General features: G+C 71.9%; 25 protein-coding genes. 9 read left to right on the forward strand and 16 right to left on the reverse strand.

What is annotated here, in order from left to right:
* Window positions 1-72: 72 nt before the first annotated feature.
* The gene (locus tag ACSQ11_RS01980; protein ID WP_436002536.1) at window positions 73-969 is read right to left on the reverse strand and encodes a winged helix-turn-helix transcriptional regulator; all 897 of its coding nucleotides are present in this window, start codon (window positions 967-969) and stop codon (window positions 73-75) included.
* Between the two features lie 55 nt (window positions 970-1,024).
* Between ACSQ11_RS01980 and ACSQ11_RS01985 the strand changes: the two genes are divergently transcribed.
* From ACSQ11_RS01985 to ACSQ11_RS01995, 3 genes are all read left to right on the forward strand, one after another.
* Window positions 1,025-2,275 carry an MFS transporter gene (locus tag ACSQ11_RS01985; protein WP_436002538.1) on the forward strand — a complete coding sequence of 417 codons (1,251 nt, stop codon included), beginning with the start codon at window positions 1,025-1,027 and terminating at the stop codon, window positions 2,273-2,275.
* Window positions 2,276-2,368: 93 nt separating this feature from the next.
* Window positions 2,369-3,793 carry a mycothione reductase gene (locus ACSQ11_RS01990; protein ID WP_436002540.1) on the forward strand — a complete coding sequence of 475 codons (1,425 nt, stop codon included), beginning with the start codon at window positions 2,369-2,371 and terminating at the stop codon, window positions 3,791-3,793.
* Window positions 3,794-3,802: 9 nt separating this feature from the next.
* Entirely contained in the window at window positions 3,803-4,636 is an 834-nt protein-coding gene (locus tag ACSQ11_RS01995; RefSeq protein ID WP_436002542.1) for an SDR family oxidoreductase, read from the forward strand.
* Between the two features lie 22 nt (window positions 4,637-4,658).
* On the opposite strand, the gene ACSQ11_RS02000 is transcribed toward ACSQ11_RS01995, so the two are convergent.
* The 7 genes from ACSQ11_RS02000 to ACSQ11_RS02030 form a co-directional block, all read right to left on the reverse strand.
* A complete protein-coding gene (locus ACSQ11_RS02000) occupies window positions 4,659-5,945 on the reverse strand; it encodes an MFS transporter (RefSeq protein ID WP_436002544.1) in 1,287 nt (428 codons plus the stop codon).
* A gap of 54 nt (window positions 5,946-5,999) precedes the next feature.
* The gene (locus ACSQ11_RS02005; RefSeq protein WP_436002546.1) at window positions 6,000-6,389 is read right to left on the reverse strand and encodes a DUF779 domain-containing protein; all 390 of its coding nucleotides are present in this window, start codon (window positions 6,387-6,389) and stop codon (window positions 6,000-6,002) included.
* Between the two features lie 11 nt (window positions 6,390-6,400).
* The gene (gene exaC, locus ACSQ11_RS02010) at window positions 6,401-7,918 is read right to left on the reverse strand and encodes an acetaldehyde dehydrogenase ExaC (protein ID WP_436002548.1); all 1,518 of its coding nucleotides are present in this window, start codon (window positions 7,916-7,918) and stop codon (window positions 6,401-6,403) included.
* Window positions 7,919-8,035: 117 nt separating this feature from the next.
* The gene (locus tag ACSQ11_RS02015) at window positions 8,036-9,265 is read right to left on the reverse strand and encodes a transcriptional regulator (RefSeq protein WP_436002550.1); all 1,230 of its coding nucleotides are present in this window, start codon (window positions 9,263-9,265) and stop codon (window positions 8,036-8,038) included.
* A 64-nt stretch (window positions 9,266-9,329) separates the two neighbouring features.
* Window positions 9,330-9,665 (reverse strand): TfoX/Sxy family protein, encoded by a 336-nt coding sequence (locus tag ACSQ11_RS02020; protein ID WP_436002552.1) that lies wholly within the window; start codon window positions 9,663-9,665, stop codon window positions 9,330-9,332.
* A gap of 105 nt (window positions 9,666-9,770) precedes the next feature.
* On the reverse strand, window positions 9,771-10,496 hold the full coding sequence (locus ACSQ11_RS02025) for a VOC family protein (protein WP_436002554.1): 726 nt from the start codon (window positions 10,494-10,496) through the stop codon (window positions 9,771-9,773).
* Complete coding sequence (locus ACSQ11_RS02030) at window positions 10,493-11,476, reverse strand: o-succinylbenzoate synthase (RefSeq protein ID WP_436002556.1); 984 nt, start codon at window positions 11,474-11,476, stop codon at window positions 10,493-10,495. The genes ACSQ11_RS02025 and ACSQ11_RS02030 overlap by 4 nt, the downstream gene beginning before the upstream one ends.
* 51 nt (window positions 11,477-11,527) lie before the next feature.
* On the opposite strand from ACSQ11_RS02030, the gene ACSQ11_RS02035 reads away from it, so the two are divergent.
* The gene (locus ACSQ11_RS02035) at window positions 11,528-11,770 is read left to right on the forward strand and encodes a hypothetical protein (RefSeq protein WP_436002558.1); all 243 of its coding nucleotides are present in this window, start codon (window positions 11,528-11,530) and stop codon (window positions 11,768-11,770) included.
* A 42-nt stretch (window positions 11,771-11,812) separates the two neighbouring features.
* Entirely contained in the window at window positions 11,813-12,763 is a 951-nt protein-coding gene (locus tag ACSQ11_RS02040; protein WP_436002560.1) for a 1,4-dihydroxy-2-naphthoyl-CoA synthase, read from the forward strand.
* A gap of 3 nt (window positions 12,764-12,766) precedes the next feature.
* Here the strand turns inward: ACSQ11_RS02040 and ACSQ11_RS02045 are convergent, their stop codons facing one another.
* Window positions 12,767-16,987 (reverse strand): nSTAND1 domain-containing NTPase, encoded by a 4,221-nt coding sequence (locus ACSQ11_RS02045; RefSeq protein WP_436002562.1) that lies wholly within the window; start codon window positions 16,985-16,987, stop codon window positions 12,767-12,769.
* A 149-nt stretch (window positions 16,988-17,136) separates the two neighbouring features.
* Here ACSQ11_RS02045 and ACSQ11_RS02050 point away from each other — a divergent pair, with 149 nt between their 5' ends.
* Window positions 17,137-17,739: a hypothetical protein gene (locus ACSQ11_RS02050; RefSeq protein ID WP_436002564.1), complete on the forward strand. Its 603-nt coding sequence runs from the start codon at window positions 17,137-17,139 to the stop codon at window positions 17,737-17,739.
* Here the strand turns inward: ACSQ11_RS02050 and ACSQ11_RS02055 are convergent.
* Complete coding sequence (locus ACSQ11_RS02055; RefSeq protein WP_436002566.1) at window positions 17,736-18,191, reverse strand: hypothetical protein; 456 nt, start codon at window positions 18,189-18,191, stop codon at window positions 17,736-17,738. The two genes, ACSQ11_RS02050 and ACSQ11_RS02055, sit on opposite strands and share 4 nt — an antisense overlap.
* A 46-nt stretch (window positions 18,192-18,237) precedes the next feature.
* Between ACSQ11_RS02055 and menE the strand changes: the two genes are divergently transcribed.
* The 3 genes from menE to ACSQ11_RS02070 are packed head-to-tail and all read left to right on the forward strand — an operon-like array spanning window position 18,238 to window position 20,578.
* Entirely contained in the window at window positions 18,238-19,425 is a 1,188-nt protein-coding gene (gene menE / locus ACSQ11_RS02060; protein ID WP_436002568.1) for an o-succinylbenzoate--CoA ligase, read from the forward strand.
* A 4-nt stretch (window positions 19,426-19,429) separates the two neighbouring features.
* The gene (locus ACSQ11_RS02065) at window positions 19,430-19,681 is read left to right on the forward strand and encodes a PLDc N-terminal domain-containing protein (RefSeq protein ID WP_436002570.1); all 252 of its coding nucleotides are present in this window, start codon (window positions 19,430-19,432) and stop codon (window positions 19,679-19,681) included.
* 12 nt (window positions 19,682-19,693) lie between these two features.
* On the forward strand, window positions 19,694-20,578 hold the full coding sequence (locus ACSQ11_RS02070) for a 1,4-dihydroxy-2-naphthoate polyprenyltransferase (RefSeq protein ID WP_436002572.1): 885 nt from the start codon (window positions 19,694-19,696) through the stop codon (window positions 20,576-20,578).
* A 153-nt stretch (window positions 20,579-20,731) separates the two neighbouring features.
* Here ACSQ11_RS02070 and ACSQ11_RS02075 read toward each other — a convergent pair whose 3' ends face one another.
* From ACSQ11_RS02075 to ACSQ11_RS02100, 6 genes are read right to left on the reverse strand one after another with little or no spacing between them, the layout of a single operon-like run.
* Window positions 20,732-21,052, reverse strand: a complete 321-nt coding sequence (locus ACSQ11_RS02075) for a DUF4229 domain-containing protein (protein ID WP_436002574.1) — start codon at window positions 21,050-21,052, stop codon at window positions 20,732-20,734.
* Between the two features lie 4 nt (window positions 21,053-21,056).
* Complete coding sequence (ccsB, locus tag ACSQ11_RS02080; protein WP_436002576.1) at window positions 21,057-22,052, reverse strand: c-type cytochrome biogenesis protein CcsB; 996 nt, start codon at window positions 22,050-22,052, stop codon at window positions 21,057-21,059.
* Window positions 22,049-23,641, reverse strand: coding sequence for a cytochrome c biogenesis protein ResB (gene resB, locus ACSQ11_RS02085; RefSeq protein WP_436002578.1), 1,593 nt, complete (start codon window positions 23,639-23,641; stop codon window positions 22,049-22,051). The genes ccsB and resB overlap by 4 nt, the downstream gene beginning before the upstream one ends.
* Entirely contained in the window at window positions 23,641-24,390 is a 750-nt protein-coding gene (locus ACSQ11_RS02090; RefSeq protein ID WP_436002580.1) for a cytochrome c biogenesis CcdA family protein, read from the reverse strand. The genes resB and ACSQ11_RS02090 overlap by 1 nt, the downstream gene beginning before the upstream one ends.
* Before the next feature lie 13 nt (window positions 24,391-24,403).
* Window positions 24,404-25,024, reverse strand: coding sequence for a TlpA family protein disulfide reductase (locus ACSQ11_RS02095; protein WP_436002582.1), 621 nt, complete (start codon window positions 25,022-25,024; stop codon window positions 24,404-24,406).
* Complete coding sequence (locus ACSQ11_RS02100; protein ID WP_436002584.1) at window positions 25,021-25,689, reverse strand: histidine phosphatase family protein; 669 nt, start codon at window positions 25,687-25,689, stop codon at window positions 25,021-25,023. The genes ACSQ11_RS02095 and ACSQ11_RS02100 overlap by 4 nt, the downstream gene beginning before the upstream one ends.
* Window positions 25,690-25,711 lie beyond the last annotated feature (22 nt).

A 25,711-nucleotide genomic window follows, 5' to 3' on the forward strand; every position in this document is an offset into this window, starting at 1 on the left:
CGCTTCTCGCGTCGACCCGGTCGGCCGAGCCTGTGGACGGCGACAGCGGGATGCGGCACCTGTGGACAGGCGTCAGGGGCGAGCGCCGGCCCTCACGACGAGGTCGTCCACGAGGTCCAGCACCTCGAGCGCGGACGCCGCCGGGTCCGTCACCGGAGCCTGTACCGCCCGGACCACGCCGGCCGGGTCGAGCACCAACGTGCACCGCTTGAGCCGGTCGACACCGCCGGACCGGAAGGTCGGCAGCCGCAGCGAGCCGGCGAGCCGGAGGTCCTCGTCCGAGAGGAGCACGTACGGCAGGCCGGCGTGCTCGGCGAACGCCGCCTGCTGGTCCGGACGCTGCGTGCTCACGCCGTGCACCACGACGCCGCGCTCGACGAACGCGGCCTGCGCCGCGGCATACGCCTTCGCCTCGACGGTGCACCCGGCAGCACCGGGGATCTCCCCCCAACCGGGCGAGTAGCCCTGTGCCGCAGGGGCCCAGGCACCCGGCATACAGAAGAGGACCGCCCACGAGCCCAAGGAGGACAGGCCGACCGGTATGCCGTCGTGTCCGGTCAGCGTGATCGGCGGCACCGACTGCCCCACGAGCTCACCGACCCGGTGCGCCTCGGCCGACCCGAGCGTGATCCCGGCGCTCACCGAACCGTCACCGAGAACGTGGCGGGCACCCCAGTCCTGGAGTGCGACGAGGACCGGCAGGAGCGCCTCACCCTTGGCCGTGAGGACGTACTCGTGGCGGAGAGGGCGTTGCGAGTAGGCGATCCGATCGAGGACGCCGTCGTCGACGAGCCCGGAGAGGCGCTCGCTGAGCGCGCGGCGGCTGATGCCCAACCCGGACTGGAGGGCGTCGAAGCGGGTGGCCCCGCCGGCGACGTCGCGAACGATGAGGAAGGTCCACCAGTCCCGGAGCACGCCGAGGGACTGGGCGATGCCGCAGTCCTCGTCGGACAGGTCCTCTCGGCGCATGACGTGAGTATAGTCCGTTCCATATTGGAACTAACTCGATGCGGAGGCACGCGTGATGACGGGGAACGCACGCTCGTTCTGGACCTACTGGGGCGCCAGCGCCACGAGCAACCTGGGCTCAGCCGTGGGGTCGATCGCCCTGCCGCTCACCGCCATCACCGTGCTCGACGCGACGCCGTTCCAGATGGGACTCATCGCCGCCGCCGCGTATGCCGCGTGGCTCGTCATCGGCCTGCCCGCCGGTGCGCTCGTGGCCCGCCTGCCACTGCGTGGGACGCAGGTGACGATGGACCTCGCGCGCACCGTCGCCGTCGCCTCGGTGCCGGTCGCGTGGTGGACCGGCCACCTCACCATCGCCCAGCTCGTCGTCGTGGCGCTCGTCGTCGGGTTCGCGGACGTGGTCTTCGACGTGGCGAACTCGACCTTCCTCCCGCTCGTCGTCCCGCGCGACCAGCTCCACGAGCGCAACAGCCTCATGTCGGGGACCTACGCGACGACCCAGCTCGGCGGCCCGTCGGTCGGTGGGCTCGCGATCCAGCTGCTCGGCGCTGTCCCGACGCTCCTCGTCGACGCGGTGAGCTATCTGGTGTCGGCGGTGCTCCTGCGGACGCTGCCGAGCCGCCCCGCAGCCACGAGCGCGCACGACCGTCAGCCGATCCGGCAGATGATCGGCGAGGGGTGGCGCTTCGTTTCCCGGCACCCGGTCATGGCGCCGTGCATGTGGTCGGCCACCGCGGTGAACTTTGTCTGCGGTGCGCAAATGGCGCTGTTCCCGCTCTACCTCGTGCGCGACCTCGGCACCCCTGCCGCCCTCGTCGGGTTCCTGCTCGCCGCCGAAGGGGTGGGCGCCCTGATCGGCGCGGCGCTGTCGCCTCGCGTCGTCCGGGCCCTCGGGTCGGCTCGGGCCTGTGTCGCGGCCTCGGTCGTGTCGTTCGTCGGCGGGCTGCTCATCCCGCTCGGGAGCGGGTGGGTGGCGTGGGCCGCCTTCGCGCTCGGCAACGTCGTCTTCTCCGGCGGAGTCGTCGTCTTCAGCACGGCCACCCGCACCTACCGGCAGCAGGCCAGCCCGCCCGAGATGCTGTCGCGCGTCATGGCCACGGTGCGGTTCGTGTCGTGGGGCGCCATCCCGGTCGGTGGGCTCGTCGCCGGGGTCCTCGCCACGTGGGTGGGTGCGCGGTGGGCGCTCGTGGCGTTCGCCGTCGTCGGCATCGTCGACGTCCTCGTCGTCACGCTCAGCCGCATCGGCCGGATGCGCGACCTCACCGACCTCGATCCGGTCGACGCGACCTCGTCCACCGTTCGCTGACGTGGCGGTGAGTGCCAAGGGCGTCACGGGTGACGCGATCGGCACCCAGGTGCACCCCGAACGGGACGCGGGCACCCGGCATACGCTGCTGTCATGGCGACGCACCACGACCTGATCATCATCGGCACCGGGTCGGGCAACTCGCTCCTCACCCCCGAGCTCGAGGGGCTCGACGTCGCGATCGTCGAGGAGGGCACGTTCGGCGGCACCTGCCTCAACGTCGGTTGCATCCCGACCAAGATGCTCGTCCTGCCCGCCGACCGCGTGCTCGAGTCGCGCGAGGCCGAGCGGCTCGGGGTGCATATCAGCCGCGACGTCACCGTCGACTGGCCGGCCATCCGCGACCGGATCTTCACCGACCGGATCGACCAGATCGCCTCGGGTGGAGAGCGCTACCGGCGCAGCCAGGACCACGTGACCGTGTATGCCGCGACCGCCCGTTTCGTCGGGGAGCGTCGCCTCACGCTGTCGACGGGTGAGGAGATCACGGCCGACCGCGTGGTCGTCGCGGCCGGCTCGCGCGCCGACCTGCTCGACGTCGACGGCCTCGACCGCGTCGACCCCGCCCGCGGCGTCCACACGAGCGACACGGTGATGCGGGTCGACGAGCTGCCGAAGCGGATGGCGATCGTCGGAGGTGGGTTCGTGGCCTGCGAGTTCGCCCACGTCTTCGGCTCGCTCGGGGTCGAGGTCACGCAGATCCAGCGGTCAAGCCGGCTGCTGCGCGTCGAGGACGAGGAGATCTCCCGCCGCTACACCGAGCTCGCCCGCGGTCACCACGACGTCCGCCTCGAGACGACCGTCTCGTCGGCGGTGCGGTCCGACACGACCGGGACGTGGACCCTCGGGCTCAAGGGCCTCGACGGTGACACCGACGTCGAGGTCGACGCCGTCCTCGTCGCCATCGGCCGCACCCCCAACGGCGCACGGCTCGGCGTCGAGGCCGCCGGCATCGAGCTCGACGACCGGGGCGTGGTCGTCGTCGACGAGCAGCAGCGCACCACCGCAGACGGCGTCTGGGCCCTCGGTGACGTCGCGAACTCGTGGCAGCTCAAGCACGTCGCCAACCACGAGGCCAGGGTCGTCGCGCACAACCTCGCCGTCGACACCGGTCGCCACCGCGACCCGGCAGCCACGCCGATGGAGGCGGACCACCGGTTCGTCCCGCACGCCGTGTTCGAACACCCGCAGATCGCGGCGTTCGGGCCGACACGCGCCGAGCTCGAGGAGTCCGGGACGCCCCACGTGAGCTACACCCAGTCGTTCGGCGACACGGCATACGGATGGGCCCTCGAGGACACCACCGGCATCCTCACGGTCCACGCCGACCCGACCACCGGCCTCCTCCTCAGCGCCCACTGCATGGGCCCGCACGCGTCGACACTCATCCAGCCGCTCATCCAGGCGGCGTCCTTCGGCCAGCCGGCGCGCGAGGTCGCGCGTGGTCAGTACTGGATCCACCCCGCCCTCGCCGAGGTCGTGGAGAACGCCCTGCTCGGCCTCGACCTGGAGGGCTAGCGTGACGGGATGACTCCCGTCGCACTCGTCACCGGCACGTCCTCGGGCATCGGCCTGCACACCGCCGTCGAGCTGGCCCGGCGCGGCCACACGGTCGTCGCGACGATGCGCGACACGGGGCGGGCCGGCCGTCTGCGCGAGGCCGCGGATGCGGCCGGTGTCTCGCTCGACGTCCGCCGGCTCGACGTCACCGACCACGCCTCGGCGGCAGCGGTCGTGGGGCAGGTCCACGCCGACCACGGACGTCTCGACGTCCTCGTCAACAACGCCGGCCAGGGGCTCGTCGGCACCGCCGAGCAGCTCACCGACGACCAGCTGCAGGCGCAGCTCGACGTCAACTACCTCGGTCCGGTCAACCTCACCCGCGCCGCCCTACCGCTCATGCGTGAGGCGGGCGAGGGCCGCATCCTCACCGTGAGCAGCGTCGGCGGCGCCGTCGGCCAGCCGTTCGCCGACGCCTACTGCGGCGCGAAGTTCGCGGTCGAGGGGTTCATGCAGTCTCTTGCGCCGGTCGCCCGATCGGTGGGCGTGTGGGTCAGCGTCGTCGAGCCGGCAGCGGTGGGCAGCGACTTCGTCGACAACGGCGAACGCACCGAGGCGGGACCGTATGCCGTGCAGCTCGACGCCTACCTCGCCCGCGCTGCGACGTCGTTCGCCAACGCTCAGAGCGCTGAGGACGCGGGGTCCGCGGTCGCCGACGCCGCCACGGCCGACGAGTACAGGTTCCGCTGGCAGACCTCGGACGCGGCACGGACCTTCGTCGGGGCCTCGCTCTCCGACCTCGACGGGTCCCGCGTCGTCGACTACACCTCCACCTGGATCGAGCCGCCCACCGAGGGATAAGCCGTCTCGGCGGCAGGTGAGGTCAGGGCGTGGGGTTGCGCGCGTCGTAGCGCAGGAAGCCGGGTGTGACCCGCGCAAGCACGACGATCGCTGCGACACAGGCGAACCCGCCCACCACGGCCGTCAGCCCTTCGCCGATGTTCTCGGCCACGAACCCGCCGAGCAGCTCACCGAGCCGTGGCCCACCCGCGACGACGACGATGAACACGCCCTGGAGTCGGCCACGCAGGTGGTCCGGCGTCGCCGACTGCAGGATCGTCGTGCGGAACACCGCGCTCACCGAGTCCGACCCACCCGCCACGCCCATCGCCACGAGCCCGACCCACAGGGCCTGCCCGCGGGTCAGCACGTCGCCGGCCGCGAGCATCGCCGCTCCCAGCCCCGCGATCGCCGCGCCCCACCCGATGATCGAGATGAGGATCGCCCTGCCCTGGTGGATCACCGAGCCGAGCCGGCCCGAGAAGAACATCGCCCCGATGCCGCCCACCGCGGCTGCCGCCGACAGCAGGCCGACCGTCGTCGCGCCCCCGCCGAAGATCACCGCACCCGCCGCCGGGAAGAGGACCCGCGGCTGCGCGAGCACCATCGCGCAGATGTCGGCGATGAAGGTCATGCGGACGTTGGGACGGGTCGCGAGGAACGAGAAGCCGTCGAGGACGGACCGTATGCCGGGCGCTCGCCTCGTCGACGTCGCCTCACCTGAGTCGCTGGGTTCCGGTGGGAGAGAGGGCAACCGGGCCAGACCCCACAGGGCGGCGGTCGTGATGACGGCGTCCACGGTGTAGGCCGCGCGGAAGCCGCCCCAGTCGACGAGCAGGCCGGCGAGGAGCGGCCCGACCGTCATCGAGGCGTTCATCGCGAACACCGACAGCGCGTTGGCCGCGGGCAGCTGGTCGCGCCGCAGGATGCGCGGGTAGATCGACGTGCGGGCCGGCGACGACACCGCGAACGCCGCGTTCCACGCGGCGACGAGCGCATAGAGCACGAGCACCGACGTGTTGCCCATCCAGGCCTGCAGCACGCAGAGCACCGAGACGACGAACGCGACCGACTGGGCGACGAGCCCGACGATGCGCCGGTCGAAGTGGTCGACGAGCGTCCCGCCGTACAGCCCCATGACGACGAGCGGCACGAGGGCGCAGAGGCCGACGACACCCACCGACGCCGTCGACCGGGTGAGGTCGTAGACCTGGAGACCGATGGCGACGACCGCGAGCTGGGAGCCGATGTTCGACAGGGTGAAGCCGGCATACAGGCGTCGGTAGTCGGTGTTGCTCCGCAACGGTTCGAGGTCGAGGAGCAGCGGCACGCGAGGAAGCCTATGTCCGGACGTGGGCGGACGGCATACGCGTAGGAGGCCGTCTCACAGCAGGTCGAACGCCTCGAGCTCCTCCTGCGTCATGAGCCGGCTCCGGATGAGGAAGCGCACACCCTCGGGCGCCTCGACCGAGAAGCCCGAGCCGCGCCCGGGCACGACGTCGACGGTGAGGTGGGTGTGCTTCCAGTACTCGTACTGCGAGCGGCTCATCCAGAACTCGATGGGCGTCACACCCTCGGGCGCCAACGTGCCGAGCAGCACGTCGGCATCCGAGGTGATGAAGTCCCCGACGGGGAAGCACATCGGTGACGACCCGTCGCAGCACCCACCCGACTGGTGGAACATCAGCGCACCGTGGATGCGCTCCAGGCGGGCGAGGAGCTGCGCGGCAGGGTCCGTGAGCTCGACGCGGGTCGCCACCGATGGCTGGTTCATCGCAGGCCGGCTCAGAAGAAGCCGAGCTTGTCGGGGCTGTAGCTGACGAGCAGGTTCTTCGTCTGCTGGTAGTGGTCGAGCATCATCTTGTGGTTCTCGCGACCGATGCCCGACTGCTTGTAGCCACCGAACGCGGCGTGCGCGGGGTACTGGTGGTAGCAGTTGACCCAGACGCGTCCCGCCTCGATGCCGCGACCCATCCGGTATGCCGTGTTCGTGTCGCGCGACCAGACTCCCGCACCGAGGCCGTAGAGCGTGTCGTTGGCGATCCGGAGGGCGTCCTCCTGGTCGGTGAACTTCGTGACCGACAGGACCGGCCCGAAGATCTCCTCCTGGAAGATCCGCATCGAGTTGTCGCCCTCGAAGACCGTCGGCTCGATGTAGTAGCCGCCCTCGAGACCGTCGACCGTGCGCTTGCTGCCGCCGGTGAGGACCTTGGCACCCTCCTGGCGGCCGATGTCGAGGTAGCTGAGGATCTTCTCGTACTGGTCGTTGCTCGCCTGGGCGCCGACCATGACGTTCGGGTCGAGCGGGTTGCCGACCGTGATGGCCTCCACCCGGGCGATCGCCTTCTCCATGAACTCGTCGTAGACCGACTCTTGGACGAGGGCGCGGGAGGGACAGGTGCAGACCTCGCCCTGGTTGAGGGCGAACATCGTGAAGCCCTCGAGGGCCTTGTCGAGGAACGCGTCGTCCTGCGCCATGACGTCGGCGAAGAAGACGTTGGGGCTCTTGCCGCCGAGCTCGAGGGTGACGGGGATGATCTTCTGCGAGGCGTACTGCATGATGAGGCGCCCGGTCGTCGTCTCGCCGGTGAACGCGATCTTGCTGATGCCGTCGTGCGAGGCGAGCGGCTTGCCGGCCTCGACGCCGAAGCCGTTGACGACGTTGAGGACGCCGTCGGGCAGCAGGTCCGCGATGAGCTCGACGACCTTGAGGATCGACGCGGGCGTCTGCTCGGCCGGCTTGAGGACGACGCAGTTGCCGGCGGCCAGGGCCGGGGCGAGCTTCCACGTCGCCATGAGGATCGGGAAGTTCCACGGGATGATCTGTCCGACGACGCCGAGCGGCTCGTGGAAGTGGTAGGCCATCGTGTCGTGGTCGATCTCGGAGATGCCGCCCTCCTGGGCGCGCACGCAGCCGGCGAAGTAGCGGAAGTGGTCGACCGCCAGCGGCAGGTCCGCGGCGAGCGTCTCGCGCACCGGCTTGCCGTTCTCCCAGCACTCGAGGACGGCGAGCTCCTCGAGGTGTGACTCGAGCCGGTCGGCGATCTTGAGCAGGATGTTGCTGCGCTCCGTGGTCGAGGTGCGACCCCAGGCGTCCTTCGCGTCGGTCGCGGCCTGCACGGCGGCGTCGATGTCGGCCGCCTTGCTGCGCGCGACCGTGACGAACGCCTTGCCGTCGACGGGTGAGATGTCATCGAACGTCTCACCGTCCTGCGCCGGGACCCACTTGCCACCGATGAAGTTGTCGAGGTGCGACGGGAGCGTCACCTTCGAGCCGTCGGCGTTCGGGGGTGCAAAGACCATGACCGGACCTCCTTGTCCACGGGCGACGCGCCACTGCGTCACCACCTGGGACGGACCGTAGGTCGGTGGAGGTTGGTCAGAGGTTGGCCCAGCTCGTCGGGCGCGCGACCACCCTCGTCAGAGGTTGCCGGCTCTCGCCTGCGCCACCAGCTCGGCCCGCGCCGGGTGCGGCCGGTCGCCGAGAACGGCGAGCGCGCGCTCCACGACCTCGACGTCCCACGGCACGGCCCGCGCGTAGCGGACGACGACGTCCGGGCGCGGGTCGGCGAGCAGGGACTCACGGACGGCGACGGCGAGGTACTCACCCGTCGACGTCAGCTCCGGCGACTCCGTGCCGGGGACGAGGTCACCGCCGTAGTGCTCGACCGCGCGCTGCACGTCGCGTGCCCGGACGGCCTCGGTCACGGTGATGGCGTCGCAGGTCACCGGCAGGTCGAGGCGGTAGGGCCGGGACGAGAGCCGGCCACCGAGGGCGTGCCGCAGGTGCGACACCTCGGCCTTGAGCGTCGAGGGCGAGACGCGCGCGTCGCCGTAGAGCGCGGCGTGCAGGGCGTCGAGGGTCAGCCCTGCGGGGTGGAGGGCGAGCAGCGCGAGGATCTCGCTCTGGCGCCGGGTCAGGAGCAGCCGGGCACCGTCGAGGTGGGCCTCGGCAGCGCCGAGGATGCGCAGGGTGAGGCCGCTGCCCAGGCGTGGTGGCGCACCTACCGGCCCACCGCGTGGGATCTCGCGCTCGAGCAGGGCCGCGAGCGCGGTGGCCGTCGCAGCACCGATGGGGTGGGTGCGGTCCCACGTCGTCGACAGGTCGAGCACGCCAATCTGCTCGCCCGTCGTCGGGTCGTGGACCGGCGCGGCCCAGCACACCCAGTTGTGCACGATCGGCGCGAAGTGCTCGGCCGAGAAGACCGTCTGGGTCCGCCCGGTGCGCTGCGCGAGGCCGAGCGCGTTGGTGCCGACGCTCTCCTCGTCCCACCGGCCGCCGGGCACGAAGTTCACCCGCTCGGCCTTGCGCCGCATGACGCGCCCGCCGTAGGTCCACAGGATCCGGGTGTCGCGGTCGGTCACGGCGACGACGAGGTCACCGTCCTCGGCCGCCCGCCGGAGCTCGGTCGAGATGTTGCCGACGGCGACGTGGAGCGGCGAGTCCTCGAACTCGGCCCGCGTCTGGTCGGGGTCGGCCATGGGCGCCTCGGTCATCCCTTCGGACACGTGGCCGGCGCTGCGTTCCCAGCTGTCGACGATCGTGTCGTCGACGTCGGTCGGCACCGGGCGCGGTCCGAGGCGGTCCGCCCACGCGGAGCGCGCACGTTCGAGCGCGCTGCGTCGACCTCTCAGACCCTTGGTCGCCATCGACCCTCCATCCGTCGCTTCGCAGACGCTAGCCCGCCATCCTGTGCCCGCGCGGGGTCGCTGCTCACTCCTTGGGCGGCAGGCTGCGCACGAAGGCCACGCCCCGCCCGACCCAGAGCCGCAGCCGGGCGTCGTCGGCGAGCTCGGGGCCGTCGACGAGCAGCCACCCGTTCATCGTGCGCCCGCGCATCTCCATCGGACGCACCGACGTCCCGTCGCTCCATGCGTCCCCGTCGACAGGGTCGACGCGCACCATGAGGGAGCCGCCGCTGCCGGCCGCCACCGCCATGTGGCCGTCGAGCATGAACCCCAGGCCGCCGAACATCGCCCGCGTCGACAGGCCCGGTTCGGCGTCGAGCAGGTCGTGGAGCCGCTGCGCCAGCACCTCGTCGTACGCCATGGTCGCGAGACTAGGGCAGGCCACCGATGGCCGTCCGGGCTTCGGGCTCAACCAGGCCAGCCAGCCCAGCCAGCCGTCGGGCGTGACGCGCGCCCGGCCCCGGGCTCAGGGCCGCCGGTCGGTGAGGCAGTGGACCCGGCCCACCGGGTCCCGCATCACGGTCCAGAACTCGTGCTCGGAGACGACGACGGCACCGGCGGCGACGTGCCCTGACCTGGTCGCCTCCCGGTCGAGGCAGGCGAGGTCGAGGTGGCCGCGAGCCGTCCCGCTCGGCTCACCGAGTCGTTGGAGCAGCAACCGCAGCGGTATGCCGTTCGGTCTCGTCAGCGAGACGAACTCCGGGAGCGAGCCCGGTCGCTTCGGCCAGCCGGTGAGTGCCTCCCAGAAGTCGACCTCGCGGGAGTAGTCGTCGGAGGGGATGTCGATGCAGACCTGGTCGAGGAGGTCGGCCTGGCCCTCGCGCACCTGCGTGGATGCCGAGCCGGCGTTGCTCCACGACGTGAGGCAGAAGGTGAAGCCGGCCGGCGAGCGCATGATGACGAAGTCGCTCTCGCGGTGCACCTCGGTCGCGCCGAGCCGTGTCGCCTCCGCCGCCGCTTCGGGCAGCGGGACGTCGACGTCGAGGTCGAGGTGGACCCCACCACCCTCACCCACACGCTGCAGCTTGACCCAGGCGTCGCCCCGTTCGGGGACGAGCGTGGAGAACTCCTGCCGCGGCCCTCGCCGTTCGGCGAGAGCCGAGCGCGTCACCGTGCTCCAGAACTCCCACGAGCGGTCGGCGTCGGCCTCCACGGTGTCGACGAAGACCCAGACCCAGCGGACGTCGATCATGTGAGCTCCCAGGCAGCAGCAACCCTGTCACGCCACCAGGCGACCCGCTCGGGCGAGGCGGCGTGACGGTCGAGGAGGTCGGGGTCGGCAGTGACACGGCGCACCGGCAGTGCACCGTCGAGAGGGGTGAGCGAGTCGGCGGTGACGTCGCCGTCGAGCAGTGCCACCGTGCCGAGCCCGCACGCGTGGTCGAGCCGGGGCAGCGCCGCCGCCAGGGCGACGCCGGCTGCCATCCCGACGCTCGTGTCGAGGGCCGACGAGACCACGGCGGGCAGGCCGCACTCCTGCACGATCTCGAGGGCGCGGCGCACTCCCCCGAGCGGCGCTGCCTTGATGACGATGACGTCGGCGGCATCGAGGTCACGCACGCGCATCGGGTCCTCGGCCTTGCGGATCGATTCGTCCGCGGCCACCGGGACGTCGATCCCATTGCGCGCCAGCACGACTCGCAGGTCACGCAGCTCCTCGACCGTGGCGCAGGGCTGCTCGGCGTACTCGATGTCGTATGCCGTGAGCCTCCCGAGCACCTCCGCCGCGGCGTCGACGTCCCAGGCCCCGTTGGCATCGACCCGGATCCGGGCGGAAGGTCCCATGGCGTCACGGACGGCGGCCACACGGCATACGTCGTCGTCTGCTGACTGGCCGAGTTCGGCGACCTTGACCTTGGCGGTCGTGCATCCCGGGAAGCGTTGCAGCACACCAGGGACGGCGTCGGGAGCGACCGCCGGGACGGTGGCGTTGACCGGGACCGTGTCGCGGACCGCAGTGGGCCAGCCGACCCACGCCGCCTCCACCGCCGAGGCCAGCCAGCGGCTCGCCTCGGGCGGTGCGTACTCGAGGAACGGCCCGAACTCGCCCCACCCGGCCGGCCCCTCGACGAGTGCCACCTCGCGCTCGGTGACGCCGCGGAAGCGGACCCGCATCGGGATCGACACCACCCGCAGCGATGCGAGGACGTCGTCGAGCGCCGGCCCGGTCATCGGCCGCGTGTGCAGAGGGGCAAAAGCATGCTGCGAACCTACTCTGGAGGGATGCAGACGACGATCAGCCTCGACTCCGCCCTCCTCAAGCAGGCCCGCGGCTACGCCAAGCGCCAGGGCATGACGTGGAACGAGTTCGCCGAGAGCGCCCTGCGGGCCCATCTCGAGGTCGTCGACCCCGACGGCACGATCGACCCCGCGACCCTCACCGAGGCCGAGCGGACCCACTTCGTCGTCGTGCCCGACGAGCTCGTCGAGGCCGAGGACGCGGCCGACCGCCACTGGCAGCGCTGACTGCGGGTCGCCGCCGGACGGCCCACCGTTAGGCTCCGACGCGTGACTGCGATCGATGGTGTGAGTGAGACGTTCGACCCGGCGGCGTGGGACGAGGTCGACGGGTTCGACTTCACCGACATCACCTACCACCGGGCCCGTGGGCTCGGTGCCGTCCGCATCGCGTTCGACCGGCCCGAGGTGCTCAACGCGTTCCGCCCGCACACGGTCGACGAGCTCTACCGCGCGCTCGACCACGCCCGTCGCAGCGCGGACGTCGGTGTCGTCCTGCTCACCGGCAACGGCCCCGGCCCGTCGGGCACGGGCAGCGAGGGCAAGTGGGCGTTCTGCTCCGGCGGTGACCAGCGCATCCGTGGACGGTCCGGCTACCAGTACTCCCAGGAGGGCACCGACGACGCGTCCGCCGGCGGCGTCGACGAGCTCCGGGTCAAGGCCGAGGGCGGACGGCTCCACATCCTCGAGGTCCAGCGCCTCATCCGCACGATGCCCAAGGTCGTCATCTGCCTGGTCAACGGCTGGGCGGCCGGTGGTGGCCACTCGTTGCACGTCGTCTGCGACCTGACGATGGCGTCGCGCGAGCACGCCCGCTTCAAGCAGACCGACGCCGACGTGGGCAGCTTCGACGGTGGCTACGGCTCGGCCTACCTCGCCCGCATGGTGGGCCAGAAGTTCGCCCGCGAGATCTTCTTCCTCGGTCGCACCTACACCGCCGACGACATGCACCGCATGGGCGCGGTCAACATCGTCAGCGCGCACGCCGAGCTCGAGTCCGACGCCCTCCAGGTGGCGCGCGAGATCATGTCGAAGTCGCCTCAGGCCCAGCGGATGCTCAAGTTCTCGTTCAACCTCGTCGACGACGGGCTCATGGGCCAGCAGGTCTTCGCCGGCGAGGCGACGCGGCTGGCGTACATGACCGACGAGGCCGTCGAGGGGCGCGATCAGTTCCTCGAGAAGCGTGACCCCGACTGGTCGCCCTTCCCCTGGTACTTCTGAGCCTCAGGAGCCCGAGGGCCACTGCTCGCAGGTGGTCCGGTACGCCGAGTGCGGGAAGTGCTCCTGCCACTCGGCCCGGGTGAGGTTGCGCCCGGCGACGGCACAGGCGCGGTCCACCCATGACTGCGGCTGGGTCTCGAGGGTCCAGGTCATCCCGTCCCGACCGGTGACCACCACTCCGCTGCCGTCCGGGAGGTACGAGATGCGCGGCGAGGGACTGGGCGCCGGGAGCATGAGGGCCGCCTGGCGCTCGCCCGTCCGCCCGTCGTAGAGCTCGATCCGGCCGCCCGTGAGAGTCGCGAACTGGGTTCCGTCCGGCGACAGGGCGAAGGTCTCCAGCCGCTCGTCGTGACGGGCGGAGACCCCGACCGGTCGCCACGTCTTCGTGTCGACGAGCTGGACCCGTGGCTCGTCACCGACCGGGGCGAGGAGGCGCCGGCCGTCGGGCGTGACGTCGACCTCGACGCTGGCTCGACCGGCAACCGTCCGGTCGGGCGCCACCTTCTCGACCCTGCCGGAGGTCGGGTCGACGCGCAGCACCGCACCGCCCCGGGTGAGGGCGATGACCGTCCCGTCGCTCGGGTGGGGGGCGATGCCCAGGGAAGGCTCCCCCAGGTCGATCGGGGCACCCACCGGTTCGAGGGAGGGTGCCCGCAGGACGTGCAACCGGCGCTCCGCCGGGACGTTGACGTAGACGCGGTCGCTCGAGGGACCGAAGACCGCGATGAGGTCCACCCCGCGGGGCAGCGCGGACCGCGCCGCGACCCGACCCTGGGCGGGGTCCCACAGCTCCAGCCCTGCCTCTGCGCTCATGGTGAGGTGCCACCGGGAGTCGGGACTCCACTCGTGGTACGACATGGGATGAGGGGTCGGCTTCGTCGTGCTCCCCGTGGCCTCGTTGACGAACCACGTGCGGCCCGCCTGCTCGCGAACCGCAGTGCGGCCGTCGGGGGCGGTCTGGGAGGTGTCGTAGCCCCCTGCCCCGGACATGGTGCCGACCGAGGCGAGCCGGCGTCGCCCACTCAGGTCCCAGCCGACCAGACCGGCACCGGCCACGCTGAGCAACGAGTGGTCGTCGGCACCGAAGGCGAGCCCCCAGGCCGAGCCACCCGGCGCGCGCAGCACGGGATCACCGCCCTTGCGCGCGTCCCACACGAGCACCGTCCCGCCCTCCGTCCCGCCCGCGACGAGGGAGCCGTCGTGCGAGTACTCCACGCGCTCCACCGGATCCCCGACGTCACCTCGCAGCTCGGGCCTGATCGGCTCCAGCGTCTCGGTCGCCACCCGGTGCACCGAGCTGCCGGACGCGACGGCGAAGGTCTTGCCGTCCGGGCTGAGCGCGCCGGACACATGGCTGCCGTCGGTGGCCCCCAAGCTCTGGGGAGCGGAGCGGACCAGCCGTCCCGAGTCCACGTCGTACGTCCGGATCGGCTGACCCGGGCCCTCGCCGGTCACCGCGACATGGAGCCGACGCCCGTCAGGGCTGAGCTCCAGGACGGGGTACTCGGGCACCGGGACCTCCACGAGGGGCCTCGACGGCGCTGCCAGGTCCCAGACCGTCGCACGGGTCCGGAGCACCCCACCGGTGACCGGGTCGAGCTGGTCGACCGCCGCGACCAGGCGCCGCCCGTCGGCGCTGAAGTCGAGGGCGTACTCGACCGAGGCTCCCTCGGGGAAACCACCGAGCTGCTGGGGGGCGCGTTCACCGTCCGTGACCACGATCAGGCGGATGGGAAGGGCGTCGAGGCGAGGTGGCCCACCATCGTCGCCCGGCCACTGGTTCACCGCCGTGGCGAGCAGCCGGCCGTCCGGGGAGTAGGCGACCCCACTCGTGGGGGTCTCGTCGTCCACGGGGCTGGTGGCGCCCGATGCGAGGTCGAGGAGGAGGGGACCCCCGTTGGGCCGGCTGAGGGCGATCGTGTCGCCGTCGGGGCTGGCCGCGACGTCGACGACCGACATGTCGAGCGGTCGCAGGGACACGATCGAGGGCCACCGCATGAGGACGGACCCGAGGTTCTCGCGGGCGCCGGGTGACGGGTCGAACTGCAGCGCCGCCAAGGAGAGGAGCAGCGACGTGGAGGGGTCCTCGTGGTCGAGGGCCACGGTCTCGGCCCGGCGGGCCTCCGCGAGAGCCGCGGCGTCGAGCGCGCGAGCCGCCTCCGCCTCGGCCCGGCCCGCACTCCGCGCGGCCATCGCCCCGGCAACGAGTCCCAGGACGGTGACGACGGCGACTCCCGCGAGCGCACCCCGCAGGCGGCGCCGGGCGCCGCGCTCGCGCATCAGCTGCTCGCTCGCGGCGCGCTGCTCCGCCTCCGACAGCGCGGCCGACGACGCGAGGTAGGCGGACTCGAGGTCGCTCAGCTCGGGGTCGCAGCGGTCGCGCCACTCCAGCGTGCGAGCGAGCCTGGCTCCCCGGAGGAGCTCGCTGTCAGGGCGGTCCATCGCCTCCCACGCGTCCGCGGCACCGGCCAGGTGCCGCAGCAACCGCTGGCCGTCCACGTCGTCGTCCAGCCAGCCGCGCAGGCGCGGCCAGACCCGGACGAGGGCCTCGTGCGCGATCTGGACGCTGTCACCGTCGATGCTCACGAGCCGTGCGCCGACGAGCTGCTCGACGAGGCGGGCATGGTGCTCGTCGACCGTCACCCTGGTCCGCGGCACCCGGGTGCGGACGGCCTCCCCGGCCTCGCTGGGCACGACGAGCCGCAGCAGCAGGCCGCGCAACCGGCTGCGCTGCGCGTCGTCCATCGAGTCGTAGAGCGACTCGGCCGAACGCGCCACTGCGTGCCTGATGCCACCGGTCGCCCGGTACCCGGCGACGGTCAGCGTCGCTCCCTCCCGGCGCTCCCACGTCTCGAGGAGCACGTGCGAGAGCAGGGGCAGGGCCGCGGGCTCGCCCTCGACCTCCTGCACCAGGAGGTCGACCAGACCCGGTTCGAGCCGCAGACCGGCTCGACGGGCCGGGCCCTCCACCGCGCTGCGGAGCTCCTCCTCCCCCATGGGGCCCAGGAGGTAGAGACCGTCCTCGAGCACCCGGGCGATGTCCGGGTGCGAGGCGAAGTCGCCGAGGTGGTCGGCGCGCACGCACAGGACGAGCCAGCCGCCGGCCCCGACGTGTGCCGCCAGCGCACCGAAGTAGCGGGCGCGCTCCGCCGGGTCGGTGCAGAGCGTGACCGCCTCCTCGGCCTGGTCCACCACGAGGGTCTGCCTTCCACGAGGCTTGAGACCGGCGAGCGAACGCACGGGGTGCGAGCCGGGCGTGGTCACCATGACAGGTGTGCCGGCACCGACCAAGGCGGCCACGACACCCGCGAGCACCAGGGAGGACTTCCCGACCCCGGAGGCGCCCACCACGGCGAGGAGCCCGGTGTCACGCAACCGCCTCAGGCAGGCGGCGCAGTCGTCCTCGCGCCCGAAGAACGTGTCGGCGTCGTCGGTGCCGTAGGACATCAGACCCGGATAGGGGCTGGTCGCGCTCACGACGTGCTCGACCGGTGGGCGCAGCGACGGGTCCTGCCGCAGCAGCCGTGTCTCGAGCTCGACCAACTCGGGACCGGGGTCGAGGCCGACCTCGTCGGCCAGCATCGTCCGAGCACGCCTCACCACGGCGAGGGCTTCGGCCTGGCGCTCCGCCTGGTGCAGGGCCGTCGCCAGCAGCACCCAGCGGCGCTCCCGGAACGGCGCCTGGCTCACCATGGACCGCCCTCGCTCGATCACGGCCTCGGCGTGCCCGGCGCGCAGTTCGGCTGCCATGAGGACCTCCTCGGCCTCCATCCGCAGCCCTTCCAGACGCGCGGCCTCCACCCGTCCGGGCTCCCACTCCTCGACGTCACCGAGGGCTCGGCCTCGCCAGAGGTCGAGCGCCTCCCCCACCAGGTAGGAGGCGCGCGCCGGGTCGTCACCGTCGAGTGCTTCACGGCCGCTTGCGAGCAGGTGCTCGAACCGGCTGTGGTCGACCTCGTCGCTGGTCAGCGTGAGCCGGTAGCCCGAGGTTCCCGAGTCGATGGCCGCCGGTCCCAGTACCTTGCGCAGCCGCACGATGCAGCCCTGGACGACCTTGACCGACGTCGGCGGCGGGTGCTCCCCCCAGAGCGCGTCCGCCAGGGTGTCGGATCGCACCGGGTCGCCCCGCGCGACGACCAGCGCCGACAGGACCACCCGGTCCCTCGGGCTGAGCCCGTCCGTCCGCCCGTCCACCTCGAGTGGGCCGAGCACTCCGACACCCATGCCACCACTGTCGACCTGCCCGCGGGGGGCGTCAACGGCCCCGATACCGCGCTGTTACCGCCCCGGTGGCCCCTCGGAACCGGGCGGGTGTCCCGTGGCCCTGACGGCCCCGAGGAGCGGCTGCCGGTCCGGGGGCTGCCGGCGACGCCGTGCCCCCGGACTACACCCTCGTGGAGGAGACCTACCTGAGAGGTCCGGGCCGGTGGGCCCTGCCTGCGGACGGAGCGACCAGGGCGCCGCTCGCGGTGTTCACCGTGCCCGCGGGCTACCAGGGACGTGACCACTACATCTGGACCCATGACGAGGCCGACCTCGCCGAGCACCCGGGGCAGGTGCTCTACCGGTCGCCGACACGCGTCATCCCCGACCCGTGCGACAGCTCCGAGCCCTCGACGCCACTCGGCCCCAGCGTGCAGGACCTCGCCGACGCACTGTCCGACCAGCAGTGGACCACCACCTCGACCCCCGTCCCGGCCACCCTCGGCGGCCATCGCGGGCTCTACCTCGAGCTGACCTCGGATCCCGGTGTGGACTTCGCGACCTGCCGCTCCGGCGACGGGATGGTGCTCTGGGAGTCCGGGAGCCGCGACTCGCAGCGGGTCCTCGAGTTCGCCGCGACCGACCGCTACTGGATCCTCGACGTCGAGGGCAGGCGGGTCGTCGTCACGGCGATGACCCCCTCCTCGGCCACGGGCGCGTCGGTCAGGCGGGTCACCGACGTCGCCACGTCGGTCACCTTCGTCACGCCCTAGCCGGACCCGCCGATGTCCACCTCGTAGGCCTCGTAGATGAGGTCGGCGCCCCGCTGCCGGTGACGGATGATCCGCCCGACCAGCTCGGTGGCCGCCTCACGGTGCGCGACAACGGCTTCGGCGCTCTGCAGCCCCGCCTCGCGCTCACCGAGGAGCCGCTGCACGACCTCGACGAAGTCGAGGTGGTCCTCCATCTGGCGCTTCGCGAGAGAGGCCAGCCGGGGCGCCCGGGCCACCGCGTCGGCATACAGGCCCCCGGGCTCCTCGGTGATGGCGCGGTGGTCGCGCAGGTCGTGCTCGAGCTCGGTGAGCGCAGCCCGCACGCGCCGGCGCCACAGCACACCCAGCCCGATCGGCAGCGCGAGCGCCGCGTCGAGCGCGGCCAGCGACTCCCCGAGCTCGGCCCGGTGGGCACGCACCCGCTCGAGGTATGCCGCGAACTCGGGGTCCATGCGCCCATCATCCTCACGGGTGAGGCCCGTGCCTAGAGTTGGTCCCATGAGGATCGAGCCGCTCGCCGTACCGGCCGGCGCGGCAACGCTCGAGGTCCTCCCCCGCCTCGCGAGGGCCCTCGAGGGCGGTCACCCGATTGCCCCGTATGCCGTCGGCTCGCCTCCCCCGGACCTCGCACCCGCCGCCGCGGGCGGGATCCCCGATGATCCCGACCTCCCCGACGACCTCGCTGTCGTCGTCGGCACGTCCGGCTCCACCGGCACCCCGAAGCGCGCGATGCTCACGACCCGCAACCTGCGCAGCAGCATCGACGCCACCGCAGCCAGGCTCGGCGGGCACGGCCAGTGGCTGCTCACGGTCCCCGGCCACCACATCGCCGGGCTGCAGGTCCTGCTCCGCTCCGTCGTCGCCGGGACGACCCCGCACGTCATGGAGCTCTCCGACGGTTTCACCCCGGCCACCTGGGTTGCCGCCGTCGACGCGATGCCCGGCACCGACCTGCCCATCTACGTCTCCGTCGTCCCCACCCAGCTCACCCGGCTCCTCGCCGAGGATGCCGCGACCGAGCGGCTGGCCCGCTTCGCCGGCGTCCTCGTCGGTGGCGCGGCCACGCACCCCGACCTCCTGACCCGCGCGGCCGAGGCCGGGGTCACCGCCGTGACGACCTACGGCATGAGCGAGACCGCTGGTGGCTGCGTCTACGACGGGCGCCCGCTCGACGGCATGACCGTCGACCTCGACGACGACGGCCGCATCTCGCTGCGCGGAGCCACCGTCGCCCACGGCTACCTCGGCGGCCCCGACCTCACCCGCGCGACCTTCCCCGTCCCGGGCACGTTCCGCACCGACGACATCGGCCACCTCGACCCCGACGGGCGACTGCGGGTCGACGGGCGCATCGACGACCTCGTCAACACCGGTGGGCTCAAGGTCGCCCCGCGGCTCGTCGAGGAGGCGGTCGCCCGGCTCGACGGCATCAGTGAGGCCGTCGCCGTCGGCATCCCGGACCCCGAGTGGGGTGAGGTCCTCGCCCTTGCCGTCGTGCGCGAGGCGCCGTCGACCACACCCGGCCACGCGCTCACGGTGAGCGGGCTGCGCGAGCAGCTGCGCGGCATACTCCCCGATCACGCCCTCCCCCGAGCGCTCCGGGAGGTCGACGCGATCCCGGCACGCGGGCCCGGCAAGCCCGACCGGGCAGCCATTCGAGTGCTGTTCGCGCGCGTGGGAGAATAGCGACGTGCTCCGCTTCCTGCCCTTCCTGATCGCGCTCGCGCTGTCGATCTACTGCGTCGTCGACTGCGTCCAGACCGACGACTCGCTGGTCCGGGGCCTGCCCAAGCTCATCTGGGTCTTCGTCATTCTGCTGTTCCCCTTCGCCGGCTCCGCGGCGTGGCTCCTCGCAGGACGCCCCAAGGCGACTCCGCCGGCGCCCCGCCGCCAGATGCCCCGCGGCCCCGACGACGACCCCGACTTCCTCAAAGGACTCTAGGCACCTCCGCTCATGGCCACATTCGAACAGTGGGTCGCCGGTGCGCGCCCCCGCACGCTCTTCGCTGCCATCGCCCCGGTCGTCATCGGGACCGCCGCCGCGGCCCAGGACTCGCACCCGAGCTACGCGATCGCGATCCTCGCCGGCGTCGTCGCCCTCGCCCTCCAGGTGGGTGTGAACTACGCGAACGACTACTCCGACGGCATCCGCGGCACGGACGACTCGCGCGTCGGCCCCGTGCGGCTCGTCGGCCAGAAGCTCGCCCGTCCCGAGAGCGTGAAGGCCGCGGCGTTCCTCTCGTTCGGGTTCGCGGCGGTGACGGGTCTGGCCCTCGTCGCGCTGGCGGAGGCGTGGCTGCTCCTGCCCCTCGGGATCCTCTCGATCATCGCCGCGTGGAAGTACACCGGTGGTGACAACCCCTACGGCTACCTGGGTCTGGGCGAGGTCTTCGTCTTCGTGTTCTTCGGGCTCGTCGCGACGCTCGGCACGCAGTACGCCCAGGTCGGCACGGTGACGTCGTTCGGCGTCGCTGCCGCGGTCGGCGTCGGCGCCATCGCCTCGGCGATCCTCGTCGTCAACAACCTGCGCGACATCCCCACCGACTCGCAGACCGGCAAGCACACGCTCGCCGTCCGCCTCGGGGACGCCGGGACGCGACGCCTCTGGCTGGGGCTCATCGTGCTGAGCATCCTCTGCGTCGGCGTCATGGCCATCTGGGACCCGTGGGCCCTGGCCGGCCTGCTCTCCATCGCGGCCATCTGGGGCGCGGTGCAGGTCGTCATGGGCGGCGCCGAGGGGCGCCGGCTCGTGCCCGTCCTCGGGTCCACGGGCCGCTACGAGCTCGTGTATGCCGTGACGGTCTTCGCCGGCATCCTCGCCTCGCGCGCCCTCGCCTGACCCGCGACCGCCGGCGCCAACCCGCCCGCCCCGGTTGTCGCGGGCATCTTGCGCTGCCGCCCGTGAAGTGACAGACGACAACGCGAGATGGGCCCGACAACGGGCTTTGCCAGCCTGTTCGAGTCGGCGCCCGCCTCCGGCGGCCCAGACGGTCTAGCGGAAGTCGGAGTCGCTGCCTGCGTCGTCGGTGCGCGTGGCCGGGCGCCGGATCTCGGCGTCCTCGGCGGCCTCGTCGGTGCCACCCTCGCGGTCCCGACGGCGCTCGCCACGACGGTCGACCCGCTCGGCGATGTCAGCCGAGGCCTGCTGCCGGAACGGCTTGAGCACGAACGCCGAGATGACGAGCGACGCGACGGCGGCGATGACCACGGCGAGCAGCTGCTCCTCGCGGTCGCGCATGCCGAGCAGCCAGGTCGCCGCGAGGCACCCGACGAAGATCAGCGTGCGCAGGATGAGGTAGCGGACCATCGACATGTGTTCAGAGTCCCGAGTACGAGTGCTGGCCGACGAAGTAGACGTTGACGACGGCGTAGTTGACGATGATGCAGACGAACCCGGCGACGGCGACCCAGCTGGCCGACTGCCGGCGCCAGCCCCGGGTCACCCGCGCGTGCAGGTATGCCGCGTAGACGACCCAGATGATGAACGTCCAGACCTCCTTGGGGTCCCAGTTCCAGTAGGAACCCCAGGCCTGGCGGGCCCAGATGGCACCGGCGATGAGGGTGAACGTCCACAGCGGGAAGGCCACGATGTGCAGGCCGTAGGTCAGGCGCTCGAGCGTCTTCTCCTGGGGCAGCGCACGCAGGAACCCGCGGTCCGTGCCGAACCGGTCCTTGGCGAGGTAGAGCAGCGCGACGACGAACCCGACGGCGAACAGCCCGACCGAGATGGTCGCGACGGTGACGTGGATGATGAGCCAGACGCTCTTGAGCGAGGGCATGAGCTCGGCGGCCTCGGTGTACCAGACGGTGTTGGCCAGGCCGAGCAGGATGAGCACCGGCGCGACGACGAAGAGCCCGAGCCACTTGAGGTCGCGGCGCACTCCCCACGCCACGAAGACGAGCATCGTGAACAGCGCCGACGCAACCCCGAACTCGAACATGTTGCCCAGCGGCCAGCGCTGCACGGACGCGCCGCGCAGGACGGCCGAGACGAGCAGCAGCACCGTGCCGAGGATCGCGAACATGTGCGCGACGCCACCGGCCTTGCGCGCCCGCAGCGGGACCTCGGTGGTCGTCGCGGTGCCGGTCGCGGCGACCTCGGCCCCACCGTCTGCACCGGCGACCGTGCCGCCACCGGCGGAGACCAGCTCGCGCTCGTGCGTCTCGGCGCCCTCGACGGAGTCGGCCCGCGCCTCACGCGCCGGGAGCAGGCCCGCGAGGTACGCGGCATACCCCAGCATCGAGAGAGTGAGGACCGCCATCGCGGAGTACAGGCTGAGGTTGGAGTAGCTCGCCAGGGTCTCGTGGGTCACGTGCGTGGTTCCTTCAGTCGGGTGAGGACGTCATCGAGCTCGTCGCCCATGCCCTCGTCGTCGTCCTTGGCCAGGCCGCCGATGCTCACTACGGTACGACCCTCCTCCGCTGCGGGCGCAACCCGCACGAAGAGCCGCCGCCGCCGGATCGTCAGCGACAGGATGAGCCCGAGCAGCGCGACGAGCGCGGCAACGAGCGTGAGCTCCTTGCCGGGGTCGTTGCGCACCGAGATCCCGGCGAAGCGCTCGACCCCGTCGAAGGTGATCGAGCCCTGCCCGCCCGGCAGCGTGTAGGTCTGTCCGGGCTTGAGCCAGATGCGCAGGAGGTCGGTGCCCTCCTTGTTCTTGAGCTGGGTCATCCCCTCGGTGTCGAGGGAGTAGACCGACTGCGGCCGCCCGCCCGGGAAGAGCGTCCCCTCGAACGCCGAGAGGGCGAGCGCCGGCTCGAGCAGGTCGGGGAAGACCGAGTGCGGGCCCTGCTCGTCGAGGACCGCCGTCGGGAGGAAGAGCCCGGCGAACCCGAGCTGCTTGCCCGCGGGCCCGGCGCCTGCGACCTTGACCGCGCCGACCGACGTGTAGTTGTTGTCCTGGGCGAGGAACGGCGTCGCGTCGGAGTAGGTGACGTTGCCCTGCGCGTCCTTGACGGTGATCTTCGGGGCGTAGCCGTTGCCGAGGAGAAACGCCGTCCCGCCACCGGTCTCGAGCGGGCCGTTGACCCGGATGACCTTCTTCTCGACCGCGGCCCCCGGTGCCTTGGTGAAGTCGACGTGGGCGGTGAAGTCGCGCGGCGAGCCAAACTGCCCCTTGCCCTTGACGTCGCTCTCGAACTCGGCGTCGAACTTCGTGAGCTTCATCGTGAACGGGTCGAAGTCGGCCGGGTCGACGAGCGGCCCGGTGCTCAGGGTGTCGTAGCGGGCGGCGACGTTGGCCATCGTCTCGCCCACCGGGAGGATGATGTCGGCCTTCCAGCCGAAGAGATGACCGCCGGCCATGCCGACGATGACGCCGATGAGCGCGAGGTGGAAGAAGAGGTTGCCGGTCTCCTTGAGGTAGCCCTTCTCGGCCGACACCGTCGAGTCGTCGTGCGAGTGGGTGCGGAAGCGGCCGTCCTTGAGGGCGGCGCGCACCCGCTCGAGGACCTCGTCCGGCGTGCCGTCGACGGTGACCCGGTCGTGGGCGGCGAGGCGCTCGAGCCGCTTCGGCGCACGCGGCGGCTGCGATCGCATGGCCTTCCAGTGGACCTTGGAGCGGGGTAGGACGCAGCCGACGAGCGAGACGAAGAGCAGGAGGTAGATCGCGGCGAACCACGGCGAGGCGTAGACCTCGAAAAACCCGAGGCGGTCCAGCCACGGGCCCGCCGTCTCGTGCCGGGCGATCCAGTCGGCCGTCCGCACGGCGTCGATCGAGCGCTGCGGGAAGATCGAGCCCGGCAGGGCGGCGACCGCGAGCAGGAGCAGCAGGAAGAGCGCCGTGCGCATCGAGGTCAGCTGGCGCCACGCGAACCGCAGCAGCCCCAGCGGTCCGAGCGAGGGCTGGGTGATGTCGTCGCGGTCGGTCCGCGGGTCACGGGGCTGGGTGGACAGACTCATCAGATCGGCACCTGGAACCCGTTGACGAGCTCGGACTGGACCCAGCGCGTGAGCGACTCCCACACCCCGGTGAGGAGCAGGAGCCCGACGACGACGAGGAGCCCGCCGCCGACGAGCTGGACGACGCGGTGGTGCCGGCTCACCCAGCGCGAGACGCTCCCGAACCTCTCGATCCCGGCCGCCGCGAGGATGAAGGGCAGTCCCAGACCGATCGCGTATGCCGTGGCGAGCGTCACGGCGCGACCCGTGCTCGGGTTCGTGGTCGAGGCGGACAGGGTCATGACGGCGGCAAGGGTCGGGCCGGTGCACGGCGCCCAGCCGAGACCGAACACCGCACCGAGGACGGGGGCCCCGACGAGGCCGGCCCGAGGACGCCAGGTCGGGGTGAACTGCCGCTGCGAGCCGGCCCGGGCACCGACCCCGAGGAAGACGAGCCCCATGAGGATGACGAAGACACCGCCGAGGCGGGTGAGGAGGACACGGTTCTCGATGAGCGTGCGTCCGAGGGTCGCGATGAAGATCGAGCCGAGGACGAAGATCACCGCGAAGCCGAGGACGAAGAGGAGGGCGCCCAGCACCATCCGACCCTTGGAGCGCTGCTCGAGCGCGGTGTCGCTCAACCCGGTGACGTAGCCGAGGAACCCCGGCACGAGGGGCAGCACGCACGGTGACGCGAACGAGACGAGCCCGGCGAGCGCCGCCACGAGGACGGCGAGGGGCAGCGCTCCGGAGGCGATCTGGTCGGTCATCGGTGGCTGGCGCTCAGGACTCGAGGACGTCGTCGATGAGGCCCTGCAGCGTGGCGGCGGAGACGGCGCCGTTGGCGCGGGCCGCGACCCGGCCCTCCTTGTCGAGGACGATCGTCGAGGGCGGGCTCGTCGGGGCCTGGCGTCCGAACGCGAGGATGAGCACGCCCGACTCGTCGGACAGGCTCGGGTAGGTCATCTTCTGCGTCCTGACGAAGGCCTGGCCGCGCTGCGGATCCTCTCGGAAGTCGATCCCCATGAACTGCACCGGCTTGCCGGCGGCCTGCACGTCGGTCCACACCTTCTCGAGGTCCGGGATCTCCTCGATGCACGGCGGGCACCACGAGCCCCAGAGATTGACGACGACGACCTGCTTCCCGCGCTCACGGGTGCTCGACCACTGGCGGCCGTCAAGTGTCTCGCCCTCGAGGGTGATCGGGTCGAGCCTCTTGTCGGACGGGATCTGCTCGATCGCGCCGTTGCCGGCGATGTAGCCCTTCTGGTCGCCCTTCTTGGCCTGCTCGGCGATGGAGTTCGGGTCCGACGAGCACGCGCCGAGCGCCAGGAGCGCCGAGACCGAGGCGAGCGCCATCATGCGACGGCGGGACACGGCATACAGGGGAGGTCGAGGGGTCATGCACCTGCTCCGGAGTGGGCCATGGGAAGCAGCGCGGCCGCGGGCTCGCTGTAGGCGAGCGACTCGAGCTCGTCGCCGCGGTAGGTCAGCGACGTGAGCGAGGCGAGCGTGCACTGGCGCTTGCGGGGGTCGTGGACGAAGCGGCGACCCTCGATCGCGAGGCGGAGCATCCAGATCGGCGCCTGGTGCGACACGATGACGGCCTCGTGGCCACGGGCCAGCTCACGGGCGGAGTCGACCGCGGCCTGCATCCGCGCGGCGAGGTCGACGTAGGGCTCGCCCCACGACGGACGCATCGGGTTGGTCATGAGCTTCCACATCTTCGGGTCGCGGAAGATGCCCTTGCCACCGGCGACCGCGCGCCCCTCGAAGGCGTTCTCGGCCTCGAGCGCCCGGTCGTCGATCTCGACCTCGAGCTCGTGGGCGGCCGCGATGGGGGCTGCGGTCTCGCGAGCCCGCTCGAGCGGGCTCGAGATGACGTGGGTGACGTCGTGGTCGGAGAGGTGGACGGCGACGAGGTCGGCCATCTCGCGACCGAGCGCCGAGAGGTGGAACTCGGGCAGCCGGCCGTAGAGGATCCGCTCGGGGTTGTGGACCTCACCGTGCCGCACGAGGTGCACGACCGTGCGGTCGACCGCGTCGGAGGCGTGGGCGGGCGGGGTCATGACGCCGATTGTCGCAAACGAA

Source organism: Knoellia sp. LjRoot47, from assembly GCF_964253435.1.
GTDB lineage: Bacteria > Actinomycetota > Actinomycetes > Actinomycetales > Dermatophilaceae > Knoellia.

Excerpts from the sequence above, each read along its gene's own strand:
- ACSQ11_RS01980 (WP_436002536.1), bottom strand. The coding sequence starts at position 969 with ATGCGCCGAGAGGACCTGTCCGACGAGGACTGCGGCATCGCCCAGTCC.
- ACSQ11_RS01985 (WP_436002538.1), top strand. The coding sequence starts at position 1,025 with ATGACGGGGAACGCACGCTCGTTCTGGACCTACTGGGGCGCCAGCGCC.
- ACSQ11_RS01990 (WP_436002540.1), top strand. The coding sequence starts at position 2,369 with ATGGCGACGCACCACGACCTGATCATCATCGGCACCGGGTCGGGCAAC.
- ACSQ11_RS01995 (WP_436002542.1), top strand. The coding sequence starts at position 3,803 with ATGACTCCCGTCGCACTCGTCACCGGCACGTCCTCGGGCATCGGCCTG.
- ACSQ11_RS02005 (WP_436002546.1), bottom strand. The coding sequence starts at position 6,389 with ATGAACCAGCCATCGGTGGCGACCCGCGTCGAGCTCACGGACCCTGCC.
- exaC (WP_436002548.1), bottom strand. The coding sequence starts at position 7,918 with ATGGTCTTTGCACCCCCGAACGCCGACGGCTCGAAGGTGACGCTCCCG.
- ACSQ11_RS02015 (WP_436002550.1), bottom strand. The coding sequence starts at position 9,265 with ATGGCGACCAAGGGTCTGAGAGGTCGACGCAGCGCGCTCGAACGTGCG.
- ACSQ11_RS02020 (WP_436002552.1), bottom strand. The coding sequence starts at position 9,665 with ATGGCGTACGACGAGGTGCTGGCGCAGCGGCTCCACGACCTGCTCGAC.
- ACSQ11_RS02025 (WP_436002554.1), bottom strand. The coding sequence starts at position 10,496 with ATGATCGACGTCCGCTGGGTCTGGGTCTTCGTCGACACCGTGGAGGCC.
- ACSQ11_RS02030 (WP_436002556.1), bottom strand. The coding sequence starts at position 11,476 with ATGACCGGGCCGGCGCTCGACGACGTCCTCGCATCGCTGCGGGTGGTG.
- ACSQ11_RS02035 (WP_436002558.1), top strand. The coding sequence starts at position 11,528 with ATGCAGACGACGATCAGCCTCGACTCCGCCCTCCTCAAGCAGGCCCGC.
- ACSQ11_RS02045 (WP_436002562.1), bottom strand. The coding sequence starts at position 16,987 with ATGGGTGTCGGAGTGCTCGGCCCACTCGAGGTGGACGGGCGGACGGAC.
- ACSQ11_RS02055 (WP_436002566.1), bottom strand. The coding sequence starts at position 18,191 with ATGGACCCCGAGTTCGCGGCATACCTCGAGCGGGTGCGTGCCCACCGG.
- menE (WP_436002568.1), top strand. The coding sequence starts at position 18,238 with ATGAGGATCGAGCCGCTCGCCGTACCGGCCGGCGCGGCAACGCTCGAG.
- ACSQ11_RS02070 (WP_436002572.1), top strand. The coding sequence starts at position 19,694 with ATGGCCACATTCGAACAGTGGGTCGCCGGTGCGCGCCCCCGCACGCTC.
- ACSQ11_RS02075 (WP_436002574.1), bottom strand. The coding sequence starts at position 21,052 with ATGTCGATGGTCCGCTACCTCATCCTGCGCACGCTGATCTTCGTCGGG.
- resB (WP_436002578.1), bottom strand. The coding sequence starts at position 23,641 with ATGAGTCTGTCCACCCAGCCCCGTGACCCGCGGACCGACCGCGACGAC.
- ACSQ11_RS02090 (WP_436002580.1), bottom strand. The coding sequence starts at position 24,390 with ATGACCGACCAGATCGCCTCCGGAGCGCTGCCCCTCGCCGTCCTCGTG.
- ACSQ11_RS02095 (WP_436002582.1), bottom strand. The coding sequence starts at position 25,024 with ATGACCCCTCGACCTCCCCTGTATGCCGTGTCCCGCCGTCGCATGATG.
- ACSQ11_RS02100 (WP_436002584.1), bottom strand. The coding sequence starts at position 25,689 with ATGACCCCGCCCGCCCACGCCTCCGACGCGGTCGACCGCACGGTCGTG.